The sequence below is a fragment of the Solidesulfovibrio sp. genome (assembly GCF_029978005.1).
GTDB lineage: Bacteria > Desulfobacterota > Desulfovibrionia > Desulfovibrionales > Desulfovibrionaceae > Solidesulfovibrio.
Map to the genome: position 1 here is coordinate 30,308 of NZ_JARKOZ010000032.1, position 15,453 is coordinate 45,760.

15 protein-coding genes are annotated in these 15,453 nt (G+C 66.5%); 6 read left to right on the plus strand and 9 right to left on the minus strand.

Annotation, left to right across the window (positions count from 1 at the left end):
* Positions 1 to 39: 39 nt before the first annotated feature.
* Both Q1K70_RS03120 and Q1K70_RS03125 read left to right on the plus strand, forming a co-directional pair.
* On the plus strand, positions 40 to 474 hold the full coding sequence (locus tag Q1K70_RS03120) for a hypothetical protein (RefSeq protein ID WP_300155615.1): 435 nt from the start codon (positions 40 to 42) through the stop codon (positions 472 to 474).
* Positions 475 to 548: 74 nt separating this feature from the next.
* Complete coding sequence (locus Q1K70_RS03125; RefSeq protein ID WP_300155618.1) at positions 549 to 827, plus strand: hypothetical protein; 279 nt, start codon at positions 549 to 551, stop codon at positions 825 to 827.
* Between the two features lie 21 nt (positions 828 to 848).
* Here the strand turns inward: Q1K70_RS03125 and Q1K70_RS03130 are convergent, their stop codons facing one another.
* From Q1K70_RS03130 to bioF, 3 genes are read right to left on the minus strand one after another with little or no spacing between them, the layout of a single operon-like run.
* Positions 849 to 1,595, minus strand: coding sequence for a methyltransferase domain-containing protein (locus Q1K70_RS03130; RefSeq protein WP_300155621.1), 747 nt, complete (start codon positions 1,593 to 1,595; stop codon positions 849 to 851).
* Entirely contained in the window at positions 1,592 to 2,191 is a 600-nt protein-coding gene (locus Q1K70_RS03135) for an alpha/beta hydrolase (protein WP_300155623.1), read from the minus strand. The genes Q1K70_RS03130 and Q1K70_RS03135 overlap by 4 nt, the downstream gene beginning before the upstream one ends.
* Positions 2,188 to 3,366 carry an 8-amino-7-oxononanoate synthase gene (gene bioF, locus Q1K70_RS03140; protein ID WP_300155626.1) on the minus strand — a complete coding sequence of 393 codons (1,179 nt, stop codon included), beginning with the start codon at positions 3,364 to 3,366 and terminating at the stop codon, positions 2,188 to 2,190. Before bioF ends, Q1K70_RS03135 begins: the two co-directional genes overlap by 4 nt.
* Here bioF and bioA point away from each other — a divergent pair.
* Positions 3,365 to 4,708, plus strand: coding sequence for an adenosylmethionine--8-amino-7-oxononanoate transaminase (bioA, locus tag Q1K70_RS03145; protein ID WP_300155628.1), 1,344 nt, complete (start codon positions 3,365 to 3,367; stop codon positions 4,706 to 4,708). The genes bioF and bioA overlap by 2 nt on opposite strands.
* Positions 4,705 to 5,289, plus strand: coding sequence for a dethiobiotin synthase (locus Q1K70_RS03150; RefSeq protein ID WP_300155631.1), 585 nt, complete (start codon positions 4,705 to 4,707; stop codon positions 5,287 to 5,289). The genes bioA and Q1K70_RS03150 overlap by 4 nt, the downstream gene beginning before the upstream one ends.
* Before the next feature lie 64 nt (positions 5,290 to 5,353).
* Here Q1K70_RS03150 and Q1K70_RS03155 read toward each other — a convergent pair whose 3' ends face one another.
* The 6 genes from Q1K70_RS03155 to Q1K70_RS03180 all read right to left on the minus strand — a co-directional run bounded on the left by Q1K70_RS03155 (position 5,354) and on the right by Q1K70_RS03180 (position 12,457).
* Positions 5,354 to 6,988 carry a tetratricopeptide repeat protein gene (locus Q1K70_RS03155; RefSeq protein WP_300155634.1) on the minus strand — a complete coding sequence of 545 codons (1,635 nt, stop codon included), beginning with the start codon at positions 6,986 to 6,988 and terminating at the stop codon, positions 5,354 to 5,356.
* Between the two features lie 237 nt (positions 6,989 to 7,225).
* Complete coding sequence (locus Q1K70_RS03160; protein WP_300155636.1) at positions 7,226 to 8,425, minus strand: MFS transporter; 1,200 nt, start codon at positions 8,423 to 8,425, stop codon at positions 7,226 to 7,228.
* A 23-nt stretch (positions 8,426 to 8,448) separates the two neighbouring features.
* The gene (locus Q1K70_RS03165; RefSeq protein WP_300155638.1) at positions 8,449 to 9,117 is read right to left on the minus strand and encodes a CerR family C-terminal domain-containing protein; all 669 of its coding nucleotides are present in this window, start codon (positions 9,115 to 9,117) and stop codon (positions 8,449 to 8,451) included.
* Between the two features lie 271 nt (positions 9,118 to 9,388).
* A complete protein-coding gene (locus Q1K70_RS03170; protein WP_300155641.1) occupies positions 9,389 to 10,189 on the minus strand; it encodes a 2-amino-3,7-dideoxy-D-threo-hept-6-ulosonate synthase in 801 nt (266 codons plus the stop codon).
* A 263-nt stretch (positions 10,190 to 10,452) separates the two neighbouring features.
* A complete protein-coding gene (locus Q1K70_RS03175) occupies positions 10,453 to 11,316 on the minus strand; it encodes an NAD(P)-dependent oxidoreductase (RefSeq protein ID WP_300155644.1) in 864 nt (287 codons plus the stop codon).
* Between the two features lie 22 nt (positions 11,317 to 11,338).
* The gene (locus tag Q1K70_RS03180) at positions 11,339 to 12,457 is read right to left on the minus strand and encodes a DUF459 domain-containing protein (protein WP_300155648.1); all 1,119 of its coding nucleotides are present in this window, start codon (positions 12,455 to 12,457) and stop codon (positions 11,339 to 11,341) included.
* Positions 12,458 to 12,701: 244 nt separating this feature from the next.
* On the opposite strand from Q1K70_RS03180, the gene Q1K70_RS03185 reads away from it, so the two are divergent.
* On the plus strand, positions 12,702 to 15,167 hold the full coding sequence (locus Q1K70_RS03185; protein ID WP_300155651.1) for a glycogen/starch/alpha-glucan phosphorylase: 2,466 nt from the start codon (positions 12,702 to 12,704) through the stop codon (positions 15,165 to 15,167).
* Positions 15,168 to 15,247: 80 nt separating this feature from the next.
* Positions 15,248 to 15,451: a hypothetical protein gene (locus tag Q1K70_RS03190; protein WP_300155654.1), complete on the plus strand. Its 204-nt coding sequence runs from the start codon at positions 15,248 to 15,250 to the stop codon at positions 15,449 to 15,451.
* The last annotated feature ends 2 nt before the right edge of the window (positions 15,452 to 15,453 follow it).

Here is a 15,453-nt window from a genome sequence, read left to right on the forward strand (position 1 = left end):
GGCCGGCCCGGTTCGTAAGGATCGGGTCAGGAGGCGGACATGACCGACGAAACGACCCCGCGGCGGCGGCCCATCCTGGTCTGGGTGATCTTTCTTTTCTACCTCGTCAGTTCCGTGCAGGTGATCGTGGGGCTTTTCTTCGTCACGGCCGGCGGCGTGGCCATGGCCCCGGAGCAGCAGGCCTACCTGGCCAAGTTCACGGTCATGGACCGGGTGATCGGCTACGTGAACGCCGGGCTCACCCTGGTCGGGGTGACGCTTCTTTTCGCCTTGCGCAAGCGGGCGGTGAGCGTGCTGGCCCTGGCGTTTGCCTGCAACATGTTCTCCACGGCCGTGGTCTGGTACAAGACCGACCCCTTTTCCGTCATCTCTCCCAAGGGGCTCATCGCCCAGGGCCTGAGCGTCGTGCTTTTCGGCGCGGTGGTCTTCTACGCCTGGCGGCTGGACAAGCGGGGAGTGTTGTGCAGGCCGTGAGGCAGTCCCTATAAACGGTTTTGGAATGCGGCGGCGTTCTTGACTCGCCCCATGAAGTACGGCAGGAGAAAAGCATGACGCTTTTGTTCGATCAATCCAAGGCTATCGAAAAAGCCCTCGGCGAGGAAGCCGCCAAACCGGTCATCGAAGCGTTTCAGACTTCGGATCAACGCGTGATGTCGGCCTTGCTGGCCGAGGTGGCGACCAAGGCCGACGTGGAGCGGTTGCGCGGGGAGCTCAACGCGCGCTTGGCGCGTCTGGAAAACATGGTCAAGGTGCTCATCGGGCTGGCGGCGCTCGCCGTGGCTTTTTTCAGCCCGGTTGCCGAAAAATTGCTGGGCCATCTCAAATAACGCCTCTCCTGCTTCCCCGCCTCAAACGCTTCGCGCCATGACGACTTCGTAGGTCGTGGCCATGCCGTCCCCGGCGCGAAAGCGCTCTTCATAATACCGCACGAAGTCCCGATACCGCTTGGGGCTTCCCGCCTTGGCTCCCGGGGTGTGCGTGACGCCCGCGCCCTTGAGGCTTCGCAGCATGGCGGCCACGCTCTCGTGCGTGATGACATGCGTCTCTTCGCTGATCGAAGCTGTGACGCCCGGCAGACTCGCGAAAAGCTCCCGATAAAACGAGGCCGGCCGCATGGGGTAGACCGCGCCGAAACCCGTGGCCCGCGACGCCTCCTCCAGTTCCCGAAGCGTCCCCTCCACGTAAAGCGCGAGGGCGAAGCCGCCGCCCGGGCGCAGCAAGGCCAGATCGGCCGGGATGGACGCGGACGGGGCGGCGTACCAGTGCATGGCCGAGGCCGAGCACAGGAAATCGAAGGTGGCCGGGCGAAACGGCGGCTGCTCGCCGTCGGCCGCGACCTTGCGCGCCCCGGGCATGGCGGCGTGCTCCAGCATGCCGGGCGAGAGGTCGAGGGCCACGTAGACGCCGCACTTATGGCGCGGCGCGAGCTCGCGCGTGAGCAGGCCGCTGCCCGCGCCGATCTCCAGCACGCGGCCGCGAAGCTCCGGCGGACAGAGATCGGCCAGGCGCGCCGCCACGAGCCGCTGCACCCGGGCCGCGCCCTCGTAGGTGGCCCCGGCCCGGTCGAAACGCCGGCGGATGGGATCGGTCTTCACGCCGGAAGCTCCGCCAGAAGGGCAGGGGAGGGGAAATGCCCGCCGTCGTGCACGGCAAGCTTCGCGCCGGGAAGCAGGGCCAGCGCCCTGTCCAGGGCCTTGCGGCGCACGATGCGGTCCCCCTCTCCCCAGACCACGGCGACGTTGGCGGCCGGGACCGGCGCGTCGGCCACGGTAGAGGCCAGGAGATAGTCGAGCCCGGTCGCCAGGAGCCCGGCCCAGTCCGGATTCCAGGCCGGCGCGCCGGGCACGCCGCAGTTGCCCCAGAAGGCGCGCACGGTCGCCTCGGGTGCGCTCGCCATGGCGTCGCGCATGGACCGGACCAGGCGCTCGGGAAAGCTGTCGGCAAAACGGGCGAAGGGCGCGATAAGCACCACCTTGCGGCAGTTCGGGAAAAGGGCCGCGCCGTGGCGCAGCAGCATGTGCGCGCCCGTGGACCAGCCCATGAGCAGGCGCGGCCGGGCGGCCGCGACCCGGGCGACAAGCGTCGCCTCGTCGCCGTCCAGAAACGGCGCGGCGAAAGCGGCGCGGCCCGAAAGCCCGGGAAAGAGCGTTTCGGGACCGGCCCAGCCGGAGAGGAAAAACGCGTCGGTCATGGAAAAAACGAAACCCGGAGCCTGGAAAAGCCGAGGCGGATGCGACGCACGTCCTCGTCCGTGAGGTCGGCCCGAAGCGACAGGCGAAGCCTCGCCGTGCCATCGGGCACGGTGGGCGGCCGCACGGCGGCCACGAGCAGCCCCTCGGCCATGAGCAACGCCTGGGCGTGGAGCGCCACCCGGTTGCGGCCGCAGGCCACGGGGATGATCTGGGTGGTCGAGCCCATGGTGTCGAAGCCCAGTCCGTTCAAATGGTCCCGGATCTCCTTGGACAGGCGCATGAGCCGCGTGCCGAGGGCCGGATTGGCCTTGATGTGGCGCAGCGCCGCCAACGCCGCGCCGAGCACCGCCGGCGGCAGGGCCGTGGAAAAGATGAACGAGCGGCCGCGGTTGCGCAAAAGCTCGATGGTCTCCACCCGGCCGGCGATGAACCCGCCCTGGGACCCCAGCGCCTTGCTGAGCGTCCCCACGTGCACGTCCACGTCATCGGAGAGCCCAAGAGCCGCCGTCAGGCCGCGTCCCCGGCCGATCACCCCGGTGGCGTGGGCCTCGTCCACAACCACCAGCGCCCCGTGGGCTTTGCCAAGCTCGACGATCCGCGCTAAGGGAGCCACGTCGCCGTCCATGCTGAAGACCGTGTCCGTGACCACGATTTTCTTCTCGGCCTGCGCCTCGCGCGTGAGCAACCGCTCCAGATGCTCCATGTCCAGATGCCGATAGCGCACGAGCCGGGCTCCGGAGAGCCGGATGCCGTCGATGATGCTGGCGTGGTTGAGGCGGTCGGAAAAAACTACGGTATGCCGGTCGGCCAGGGCGGAGAAGACGGCCAGGTTGGCGGCGTAGCCGCTGCCGGTGACCAGCGCCGCTTCCTGGTACTTGAACGAGGCCAGCTCCGCCTCCAGCGTCTCGGCCAGGGCGAAGTTGCCGGTGATGAGCCGCGAGGCCCCGGACGAGCAACCGTAACGCTCCAGGGCCTTGGCCGCGCCGAGGACGAGATCCATGTGCCCGGCAAGGCCGAGGTAGTTGTTGGAGGCGAGGTTCAAGACCCGCGTTCCCGAATAGAGCAATTCCCGGGCCGCGCCGTCGTCTATCGGCGGTATGGTCCGGAAACTGTCCGAGTTGCGAAGCCTGGCCGCCTCGGGCACGATGTATCTGCCGAAAAAGGATGTACTCATGGCTGACGGTTCCGGGAGGGAGTCCATGCGCATCTGGCATCCCTGCACCCAGATGAAGGATCACGAGGCGTATCCTCCCGTCTTTATGGATCGGGGTCAAGGGATTTACCTGTACGACCGGGAGGGCAACGCCTACATCGACGCCATATCCTCCTGGTGGGTCAACCTGTTCGGACACGCCAATCCCCGAATCGTCGAACGCGTGACCGAACAGCTTTCCCGGCTTGAGCACGTCATCTTCGCCGGCGCGACCCACGCCCCGGCCGAGGAACTGGCCGAGCGGCTGCTGGCCGTGGCCATGCCGGGGCTTTCGCGCGTCTTTTTCGCGGACAACGGCTCCTGCGCCGTGGAAGCGGCGCTCAAGATGAGCCATGCCTCCTTCCGCAACCTGGGGCATCCCGAGAAATGCCGCTTCCTGTTTCTGTCCAACGGCTACCACGGCGAGACGGCCGGGGCGCTCGGCGTTTGCGGCGACAGGCTCTACGCCGCCCCGTTCAAACCGCTTTTCATCGAGCAGATCGAGGTGCCCGGCCCGGACTGCCTGGCCTGTCCCCACGGCAGGACGCGCGAAACCTGCGACACGGAGTGCTTCGCGGCCATGGAGGCGGCCATCGACGCCCACAAGGCCGAGCTGGCCGGGGTCATCGTCGAGCCGCTGGTGCAGTGCGCCGGGGGCATGCGCATGTACCCGCCGGCCTATCTGGCCAAGCTGCGCCGGGCCACGACCGAGGCCGGCATCCATTTCATCGCCGACGAGATCGCCGTGGGGTTCGGGCGCACCGGCAGCATGTTCGCCTGCGAGCAGGCCGGGGCCACGCCGGACTTCATGTGCCTCTCGAAGGGCATCACCGGCGGCACGCTGCCCCTTTCCTGCGTGCTGACCACCGACGCGGTGTTTGACGCCTTTTACCACGACTACGTGGAGGACAAGGCGTTTCTGCATTCCCACAGCTACACCGGCAACCCCCTGGCCTGCGCCGCCGCCTGCGCCACGCTGCGCATCTTCGAGGAAGACGACGTCATCGCGGCCAACGTGGCCAGGATCGCCTACCTGCAGGAGGCCGTGCGCGGGCGGTTCGCCGGCTGCAAGCACGTTGCGGAGATACGCAACACGGGCTGGATCACGGCGGTGGAGCTTTACGCCGACCCGGGGCGCGGGGAGCCCTTCGACTGGCGCTCGCGCACGGGCTTTCGGATCTACCGGGCGGCGCTCCGGCGCGGGGCGTGGCTTCGCAACCTCGGCGACATCGTCTATTTTATGCCGCCCTACGTCATCACCAACGAGGAAATCGACCGGCTGGCGGACATCGCCATCGATTCGGTCAGGGAGGTGCTCGGATGAAGCGCTATTGCATCACCGGCACGGGCACGGGCATCGGCAAGTCGCATTTTGCGGCGCTCCTGGCTCGCCGGCTCAAGGAAGAGGGCAAGTCGGTGCGTTACATCAAGCCCGTGGCCACGGGCTATCCCGAGGACGACGACGCGGCCTTCGTGGCGCGCCGGGCCGGACTCGCCCCCGAGGACGCGGTCACGCTCTACACGGCCGCCGAGCCGGCCTCGCCGTGCTTCGTGTTCGATCCGTTTCCCTTCGAGGAATGCGTGGCGCGGATGGAGGCGCTGTGCGCGGACCGCGACGCGGTGCTGATCGAAAGCGCCGGCGGCCTGGCCGTGCCGCTTGGCGTGCGGCGCTACAACTACCATTTCGCCCTGGAGCTCGGCTGCGACGTCATCCTGGTGGTCCCGAACCGCCTCGGCTGCCTGTCCGACGCCGTGGTCTACGGCCATTTCGCCCAGCGGCACCGGATGGCGCTCGAAGCCATCGCCCTAAACGACTTCTTCGCCGAAAGCCCCGGCCACGCCGACCGCAACGCCGCGGAACTGGAGCGGCAGTTTCCGGGGAAGGTGGGATATCGGTATGGCTGAGGCAAAGTTCTCGCGGTGAAGCGAGGGGGAACCCCCGTCGGGATTTTTCCTCGGCAACTGGGCGTCATCCCCTGTCGTCGAGTTTTTTCTCAAGGGCCTGCTTGACGCGATCGACGACGCCGACCCAGTCCATGGGGGCTGTCTGGGTAAAAAGGCGCATCGTCGGATACCAGGGGGTGTCGTCACGGCCGCGCAACCAGCGCCAGCAGCCGGAAAAGCGGTTGAGAACCCATGCAGGCCTCCCCAAGGCTCCCGCCAAATGGGCGACGGCGGTGTCCACGGTGATGACCAGATCCAGGTTCATAATCAAGGCGGCCGTGTCGGCAAAATCGCGGCATGCATCCATGTAGTTCGTCATCTTCAATGTGGCTGGCGGCGGGGGGCCATCTTTTTGGAGATTAAAAAGATGGACTCCTTCCAAGTCCATCAAGGGGAGGAAAGATTCGGCAGGCATGGACCGTTGTTTGTGGCTGAGTCCGAAATCAGAAAATTGCCGTCTGTTTTGACCTGACCAGACGAGACCGATTCTGAAGCCAGTAATTGCAGCCATTTTGCTTTTCCAGAAGAGGACGTCCTCGTCCGATGCGAAAAGATACGGCCCAGGAGCCGGAATGGAATCAAGGTCGGTCTGAAAGGCCAAGGGCAGGCTCATCATGGGACACTGGACATCAAAGTCATGGATCTGCCCACTTGTAACGATCGCATCGATTCCTTGCAAGCTTTTCATCAATCTCGTCAGAGGCTTCTGTACCTGCAAGAGGACGCGAAACCCTCTGTCCTTCGCCAGGACGGCGTATCTACAAAATTGTATCGTGTCGCCAAATCCTTGCTCGCTGTAAATGAACAACGTCTTGCCATGGCCATTTTCGCCCTTCCATTGCGGTCTTGGCGGTGAGGCGCGCGAGGATTTTCGTTCGAAAGCTTTTTCCCGGTATTCGAAGATATCCCAGCCAGGCTTGAAATCCCCCCTGGCCAAAAGCGCCATGGCCAAATTGCATCGAAAGTCGGCTGCGGGCCGGATGGCGACGGCCTTTTCGTAAGCTGCTATTGCCCCGTCCAGATCGTTTGTGTCTTTGAGCGCATTCCCGAGGTTGTTATAGGCTTCGGCATAGTCTTGTTTTAATTCTAGGGCTTTTCGGCAGCAAGCTGCGCTTAGTTCAGGCAGATATTTCAGGCGGGCCACTAGGGCAATGTTGTTATAATAGGCGGCATTGTTGCCGTCGAGTCGTATGGATTTCATGAAGCATCTTTCCGCCTCCTCCAGCTTGTGCAAATAAAGGAGGCACATGCCAAGATTGCTCCACGATTTTGCATCATCCTGTTGGCTGGAAAGTATTTCCGTATAGTAGTGCACCGCCTCCGTGAGGTGGCTCTCGGATTCCTGCTGTATCCCGTATTCCGTCAAGCTGTGCGCGAGCAGAAAAAGCACATGGGGATGCCGTTTTCCCGTGGCGATTATGTTTCGAACTATTTGGATCGACTCAAGTTTTTTGCCCAATACGAGAAGGGCCAGGGCATAGTTCAGTGCGGCGTCTGTGGATTTCTGATCTAGCGTGCAAGCTTTTTTGAACAAAGCGGCAGCGGTATGCGGGTCGTGTCGTTGGAGATGTTGCTTTCCCTCGTGGACAAGGGCGGCGACCGCACTGGAGTCGTGATCAGGAGGGGCCTGACTGCCCACTCCCGTCTTGATCGCGAGCATGCCGCACGTATTTCCATCAGGAAATGTATGTTGCAAATTTTTCATGAAGAGTGTCTTTACAAGATCAATTCTATGGTTTGGCGAAATCCAGCACAAGCAGTCTTTTCATCAGGCCGCCCGAGAGCGTCCCGCGCACCGCCTGCAACATTGTCTCCACGCACAGGGCGTCGTTCACTCTATGGGCCTGGTTACGGTGTTTGCCGCACGAACCCGGATCACCTGTCCCGGGCATCTGCGCTATGCCTGGGCCGCCAGCCCCCGCCCGTCCACCTTCCGGCTGGTCAGCACGTAGCACAGCGCCACGCCGCACAGGCACCAGACGGCGTCGACGTCCAGCATGCCGGCGTAGCCCAGGCGGTGCATGGCCGCCGCGCCGAGAAACGGGCCCAGGAAATTGCCGAGCTGGAGCGAAAGCATCATCAGGTTGGAATTGACTGTTTTGAAGCGCGGCTCGGAGATGTTGAACATGAGCCCGTACAGGGCCGGCGAACTCACCCCCATGCCGATGCCCATGAGCAGCGACGAGGCGTAGAGCCCGGCCAGGCTGTACGACCGGGCGGCCAGGAAAAAGCTCGCCGCCGACAGCAGGAAGCTGAAGCGGATCAGGCGCACCTTGCGCACCCTGTCGAAAAGCCGGTTGCCGCACAGGCGGATGGCGATCATGCACAGCATCTGGATGGTGAAGTAGTGGCCCACGTCATGAAAGCCCCGCGACAGGAAAAGCCCCTCGGCCATGAAGAAGAGCGAGGAAAAGGCCACGATGTAGACGGCGTTGAGCGCGAGCACCAAGGCCACGGACGGCACGGCCACGTTGCGGTACATGTCGCCCAGGGACATGGGTTTTGGCTTGACCGCCTCTTCGTGGGCAGCCTTGCGGCGGCGGCCGATGACCCAGATCATGGCCAGGCCGGGAACGAGCAGCAGCGACATGTCCCGGTAGCCGTGGGCCGCCGAGGGCAGATGGGGCACCACCACGTCGCACAGGGCCGGCACCAGGGAATAGGGCAGCAACAGGGCCACGGAATAGAGGCTGAAGGCCTGGCCGCTGCGCTCGGCCGGGATGCGCGCCACCATGAGGGTCATGCAGGCCGCCGAAAGCAGGTACACGGCCGCGCCGTTGACCAGCCGCACGGCGAGCAGGCCGGCCACGCCCGTGGCGTGGAGGTAGGCGAAGCCGCAACCGAGCAGCAGCACCGCGCCCACGGCGGCGCAGGGGATGGCGTTGCCCACGGTCAGGTAGGGGCTGGCGAAGAGGAAAAAGGCGATGGTCGCCAGGGACGACGCGCCGATGAGAAAGCCCCGCCAGTCGGCGGCGACGCCGATCTGCTGGAGATAGACGTACAGGTTGTAGAAGACCGTGATGTTGCAGTAGGCCAGGAAGATCAGCAGGCAGATGCAGACGAAGTCGAGGGTGAAGAGCTTTTGTTGCGACGACATGGCGATGGCGGGGTTGCGACGCCTCAGCCCCTCGGCGTCAGACCGTTTTTCACGAAATCGGCCAGGGCTTGGCCGATGGCCGCCACATCCGAGGCTGCGTAGCCGGGCGAGGCGGCGAATTGCAGGAAGGTGTTCCTGTTGCGGGCGAAGGCGCTGGCCATGACGAACAGGGAAAAGGCCAGGGCCTTGTTTCCGGCGCTGGCTTGCTCAAGTCCCGAGGCGGCGGCGACGAGCCCGGAAAAGGCTTCCAGGGTGGGGCGGATGGCCGCGTCGTAGAGGGCGGCGAAGCAGGCTGTCGGCGTGATGAACTCGCGCTGCAACAGCAGACTCATCCACTGGGAGCGGTTGGAGGCGACCAGGGCGGCGGCGAGGGCGGCCACGGCCCCGCCGGCCCGCCGCGCCGGGTCCCCATCGTCCGCTTCGCGCCCGGAGGCGACGGCCAGGGCGGCCTGGTGAATTCGGGCCAACTCGCCGGCCACTTCGTCGATGACGGCCCGGTAGAGCCCTTCCTTGCCGGAAAAATGAAAGGCGATGGAGGCGACGTTGGCGCCCGCCGCCGCGGCCACCTCCCGGATGCCGACCCCGTCGTAGCCGCGCTCGGCGAAAAGGCGCAGCGCCTCCCGCAGCAGCCGCTCCCGGGTGTGTTGGCCCTTGGCCAGGCGCATGTCGGCGTTCTTGTCGGCCGGCGTCACGGCAGCCTCCTTCCCTTTCCGGGCAAGGGATACGCCGGCCGCGAAAAATGTCAATCGATTGATTGAAATGTTTCGCCGACCCCGCGCGCCCGCCGGGAGTCGGTCCGGGCGGGTGGGGGGCAGGACCGGAACGGGACGGCGCTGGCCGGCCTGACTGTCGGTCCGGGCGCGCGGGAGGGGCGGGACCCTCCCGCGTCGCCCGCCCGGGGAACGTCTCGCGCCGTCCGAGATTGCGGACCAGGCGCGGCGTCGATGCCTCGCAAAGGGCCGCCTACTCGGCGGCCAGCATCTGCATGGCCGCGTCCACGCTGGCGTTTTCGTGGACGATGGCCGTGACGGCGGCCAGGAGCCTGGCCGGCTCGGGGTCCTGGAAGATGTTGCGTCCCACGGAAAGCCCCGCGCCGCCGGCCAGCACGCTGTCGCGGATCATTTCCAGGAGGCCCCGCCGGGAGTCGATCTTCGGGCCGCCGGCAATGACCACCGGCACGCAGCAGCCGGCCACGACCTTGGCGAAGCTGTCCGGATCGCCGGTGTAGGGCACCTTGACGATGTCCGCGCCGAGCTCGTTGCCGACCCGGGCGCAGTGGGCCACCACGTCGGCGTCGAACTCGTTTTTGACCTTCGGGCCGCGCGCGTACATCATGGCCAGCACCGGCATGCCCCAGGACACGGCGGCCTCGGTCACCAGGCCGAGGTCGTCGAGCATGCGCGCCTCGGTCTCGTCGCCGAGGTTGACGTGCACGGACACGGCGTCGGCCCCCAGGCGGACGGCTTCCTCCACCGTGCACACCAGGGTCTTGGCGTTGGGGAAGGGCGAGAGGCTGGTGCTGGCCGAGAGGTGGATGATGAGCCCCACGTCGCGGCCGCGCGCCCGGTGGCCGCAGCGCACCACGCCCTTGTGCATGAGCACGGCGTTGGCCCCGCCGGCGACGATGCCGGTGACGGTCTCGCGCATGTCCTCGATGCCCGCGATGGGGCCGACGGAAACGCCGTGGTCCAGCGGCACGATGATGGTGCGGCCGGTGTCGCGGTTGACGATGCGCTCGAGACGGATGGATTTGCCGATGGTCATGGTCGTTCTCCTTTGCGGTTTTCGCGAAGGAGCCCGGCTTTTCCCGGCGGCTCGGTCATGAAAAAGGGCCGCCGGCGTGTCGCCCGCGGCCCCTGTCGGCGGTGTTGTGGGATGCGGCCCTATTTGGCCGCGCCACCCGCCGTGCCGCGAGCGCGAAGGCCGTAATAATAATACGAGCCGGCGAAAAGGATGCGCGTGGCGGCGAAACGGGTGTTCATGGAGAGACTCCTAGCCCATGGGCCGGCTTCCCGTCAAGGGCGGGCTCAGCCCATGGCCTTGATGACGGCGGCGAAGTCCTCCTCGCCAAGCCCCGTCTCCACCAGCTTGCGGTAAAGCGGCTCCAGCACGCCAAGCGTCGGCACGGCCGCGCCGGCCCCTGCCGCCGCCTCCACGGCGAAGCGCAGGTCCTTGGCCATGTGCTTGGCCGGAAACTGCGGCGGATAGGCGTCGGAGCGGAACATGGGGTCCTTCAGGCGGAAAAGCGTGTTGGACATGGAACCGGCCAGGACCACGTCGAGGAGCGCCTCCCGCGAAAGCCCCAGGGTCTCGCCCAGGCGCAGCGTCTCGGCCAGGGAGGCCACCATGGCCCCGAGCAGCACGTTGACCGTGATCTTCATGGTCGAGCCCATGCCGACCTCGCCGCACCGGGCCACCTGCTTGCCCATGCAAAGGAGCACCGGCTCCACGGCGGCGATGGTGGCCTCGTCGCCGCCGGCCAGGATGACCAGCGTGCCTTCCTCGGCCGGTTTCTTCGAGCCCGAGACCGGCGCGTCCACGTAGTCCGCGCCGGTCGCCTGCACCTTGGTCGCCGCCTCCCGGGCATAGGCCGGGGAAATGGTGCTCATGTTGACCAGGGTCTTGCCCGGGCCGAGACTTTTCGCCGCGCCGTCCGGGCCGAAGAGCACGGCCTGGCAGGCTTCGGGGCCGGTGAGCATGCAGATGGTCGTCTCGCCGAAGGCGGCCGCCTCGGCCGGCGTGGCCGCGATCCTGGCCCCGGCCTCGGCCAGCGCTTGCGCCGGTCCGGGCGAGCGGTTCCAGGCCATGACCTCGTGGCCGGCCCGCAGGCAGTTGCGCGACATGGCCGCGCCCATGATGCCAAGGCCCAGGAATCCGATTTTCGTCGCCATGGGAAACCTCCTCGAGGATACGTCAGTTTCCGGAAGGCAGGGCGCCGGCCGAGCCGAGCTTGTCCAGCACCTGCCCGCACAGCAGATCGTAGCCGGTCATGGTCATGTGCACGCCGTCCTTGGCCCGAAGCGGCACCTTCCTGCCGCCGATGTCCTTGGCCTGGACGTAGTTGCCCGAAGCGTCGGTGAAGAGGGTCGAGGCCTCCATGTAGGTGCAGCCGCCGACCTTGGCGCAGGCGTCCTTGGCCGCGGCGTTGACCGAGACCACGCGCGCGTTGTAGGCCGCCTCCCGCATGGCCGGCAGTCCCACCCAGATGACCTTGACCCCGGCCCCGGCGGCGATGCGAAGGAAGCTCTCGGCCTTCTCGCGGTAGGCCTCGCTCCACTGGGGCGTGCCGGGCTGCCTGCCGCCGATGGCGTTGTTGGCGTCGTTGCCGCCCATGACCACCACCACGGCCGAAAGCTTTTCCTTGGCCACAAGCTCGGTCAGCTTCTTTTCCCAGTCGAAGAACTTCTTGTTGATGAGCCCGGTGGAGACCTTGCCCAGGGGCTCGCAGCCCAGGCCGGTCTTTTCCAGGCGCTGGGACATGGTCATGCCCACGCCCACGGCCAGGGAATCGCCGACCACGGCCACGGCGGCGGTCTTCTCCCGGGGCGTGGCCTCCCTGGCGTCCTTTTTCCCCTTTTTCGCAGCGTCCTGGCGGGGTTCGGCCTGGGGGGACGCCTCTGTCTTCTCCCCGGCGGGCCGGGTCGGTTTGCCCTCGGGCTTGGCCTGGGAGGCGTTTTCCGGCGCGGGCACAGGCTCGACCGGCTCGCTTTTGGGCTGGGGCAGGGCGGCGGCCTGGACGGGGACGGGCTCCAGGGCCTTTTTGGTCTGCTCCTCGGGCGAGGCCGGGCGGGCCGGCCCGGCCGGGGGCGTCGTGTCCAGGGTCAGGTCGGCCGGGGGCGCGGCGGCCGGCGGCGCGGGCTCGGGAACGGCCTTGACTTCGGCCTCGGCGTCGCCGGGCGGGGCGGTCTCGGGCGCGGCGGTTTTTTCGGCCACGCGCTTGTCCTCGCCTTTGCTCGAGGTGTTGACGCAGCCCGTGGCCAGGACGGCCACGGTCAGGGAAAGCGTGAAGACGAAAAACAGTAGGGATCGCATGAAGCCTCTCCGCCGATGACCTGGACATGACGGGGCGGCCGAGGGGCCGCTTTGTTGGCGCCATGTCCGATGTTCCTGGCGACGCTTATGACCCATGGGGCAGGGCCGGTCAAATCGAAGATGGACCGGCCCGGCGGCGTTCGCCCGATACCACACAACCATCACCATTCCGGCACCAAGCGGCGCATCGGGCCTCCTATACTGTCTCGTCCGGCGCGTTCCGCGCTAAAGAGGAGGTTTCGCCATGAAGGACCGGCATCCCGACACCGACGCCCACGGCGAGGCGGCCGTCGCCGCGCTGCGGGAGGGCATCCTGCGCCATATCGTGACCACCTTCGGCTCGGACAGCGAGCGCGTGAACAAGGACAGGCTCTACAAGGGGCTGGCCGCCGCCGTGCGCGACCGGTTGGCCGAGAACTGGGTGGCCACCAGGCGGCGCTACCGGGCCGAGAAGGCCAAGCGGGTGTACTACCTGTCCCTGGAGTTCCTGCCCGGGCGGTTTCTCAGGCAGAACATCCTGGCCAGCGGCCTGTCGGAGGCCGTGGAGACGGTGCTGCGCGAATTCGGCCATAGTCTGGGCGCGCTGGAATCCAAGGAAGCCGAGCCGGGACTCGGCAACGGGGGCCTGGGACGACTGGCCTCCTGCTACATGGATTCCATGGCCGCGCTGCGCATCCCCGGCCACGGCTACGGGATCCGCTACGACTACGGTCTGTTCGAACAGTCCCTGGAGGACGGCTTCCAGGCCGAGCGCGCCGACAACTGGATGCGCTTCGGCTCGGTGTGGCAGTTCGACCGGCCGCACTTCTTCTACCTGGTGCGCTTCGGCGGCCGGGTCGAGCGATTCGTGGACGAGACCGGACGGCTGCGCCACGCCTGGGTGGACACCAAAAAGGTCCGAGCCATGGCCTGCGACTTCCTCATCCCGGGCTACGGCAACCACTACACCACGAGCATGCGCATGTGGGCGGCCAAGGCCACCACGGGCTTCGACCTCAAGCGCTTCAACGCCAGCGACTACGTGGGCGCGCTGCGGGAGAAGACCCTCAGCGAAAACATCTCCATGGTCCTCTATCCCGAGGACGACACGCCCGAGGGCAAGGAGCTGCGCCTCAAGCAGCAGTATTTCCTCGTCTCGGCCACGCTCCAGGACATCATGCGTCGCCACGACAACGACGGCGGCTCCCTGGAGACCCTGCCGGACGAAGTGGCCATCCACCTCAACGAAACCCATCCGGCCATCGCCGTGGCCGAACTCATGCGTCTGCTCGTGGACGAGCGGCTCATGGACTGGGAAACGGCCTGGAAGGTGTGCACGGACGTGTTCGCCTACACCAACCACACCGTCCTGCCCGAGGCCCTGGAGTGCTGGCCGGTGGAACTGCTCGCGCGCGTCTTGCCCCGGCACATGGAGATCATCTACGAGATCAACCGCCGCTTCCTGGAGGAGGTGGCGGACCGCTATCCCGGCGATTGCCGCAAGCGCGAACGCCTCTCGCTCATCGGCGAGGGCTGGAACCGCCACGTGCGCATGGCCCACCTGGCCGTCGTCGGCAGCCGCAAGGTCAACGGCGTGGCCGCCCTGCACACCGAGATCCTCAAGGACCACGTGTTCAAGGATTTTCACGAGCTGTGGCCGGAGAAGTTTGTCAGCGTGACCAACGGCGTCTCGCCCAGGCGCTTCCTGCTCCAGGCCAACCCCCGCCTGGCCGGGCTCGTCACCGAGGCCGTGGGCCCGGGCTGGGTCACGGACCTGGACAAGCTGGCCGGGCTGCGCGGGCTGGCGGACGACGCCGCCTTCCAGGAGAAATGGCGGGCCGTGCGCCGGGTCAACAAGGAGCGCCTCATCGAGGCTATGCCGGAACTGCGCGAACTCGGCGTCTCGCCCGACGCGCTTTTCGACGTCCAGGTCAAGCGCATCCACGAATACAAACGCCAGGCGCTCAACGTGCTGCACGCCGTGACCCTCTACAACCGCATCAAGGTCCACGGCATCCTGCCCGAAACTCCCCGGGTGATCCTTTTCGGAGGCAAGAGCGCGCCCGGCTACCACATGGCCAAGCGCATCATCAAGCTCGTCACCTCCGTGGCCGAGGTCATAAACGCCGACCCGGACGTGCGCGAACACCTGGCCGCGGTCTTTTTGCCCAACTTCAACGTGGCCCTGTCCGAACGCCTCATCCGGGCCGCCGACCTGTCCGAGCAGATCTCCACCGCCGGCATGGAGGCCTCGGGCACGGGCAACATGAAGTTCGCCCTAAACGGCGCGCTGACCATCGGCACCATGGACGGGGCCAACATCGAGATACGCCAGGAGGTGGGCGAGGAGAACTTCCTCGCCTTCGGCCTGTCCGCCGCCGAGGTGGCCGCCAACCGGGCCGGCGGCTACAACCCGCGCCTGCGCTACGAATTCGACCACGAGCTCAAGCGCGCCGTGGACATGATTCACTCGGGCTTCTTCTCGCCCGGCCGGCCCGAGCTCTTCCGCCCCCTGACCGAGGGCATGCTCGACCACGGCGACTGGTTCATGGTCCTGGCCGACTACGCTTCCTACGTGGATGCCCAGGCCGAGGCGGCGTGCCTTTACGCCGACGCCCCGGCCTTCACCCGCCGTTCCATCATGAACACGGCCGGCATGGGGAAGTTCTCCAGCGACCGGGCGGTCATGGAATACGTGCGCGACATCTGGGGCGTGCGGCCCCTGGAATAGGCACGGCGCGGCGTCGCCGCTGGCGCGCGGGGAATATCCTCCGCCCGGCGGCGGCGAGGCTGCGGCCCGCGTCGCTTCGATTGTACACCCGCCGCGACCCGGCTCAGTCGCCGCGCCCGGACGTCGAACACCTGCGCACGGACGTGCGGCGCATCTACGCGCTCATCCTGCTCCAGTGGCTGCATTACCTGGACCATATCAAGGAGAATTTCCCCTATTTCTTCTCCTTCCAGTGCCGGGTCACGCCTTTCCTGGCCGGCGAGGACGCCACCGTGCGCGAGTAGGG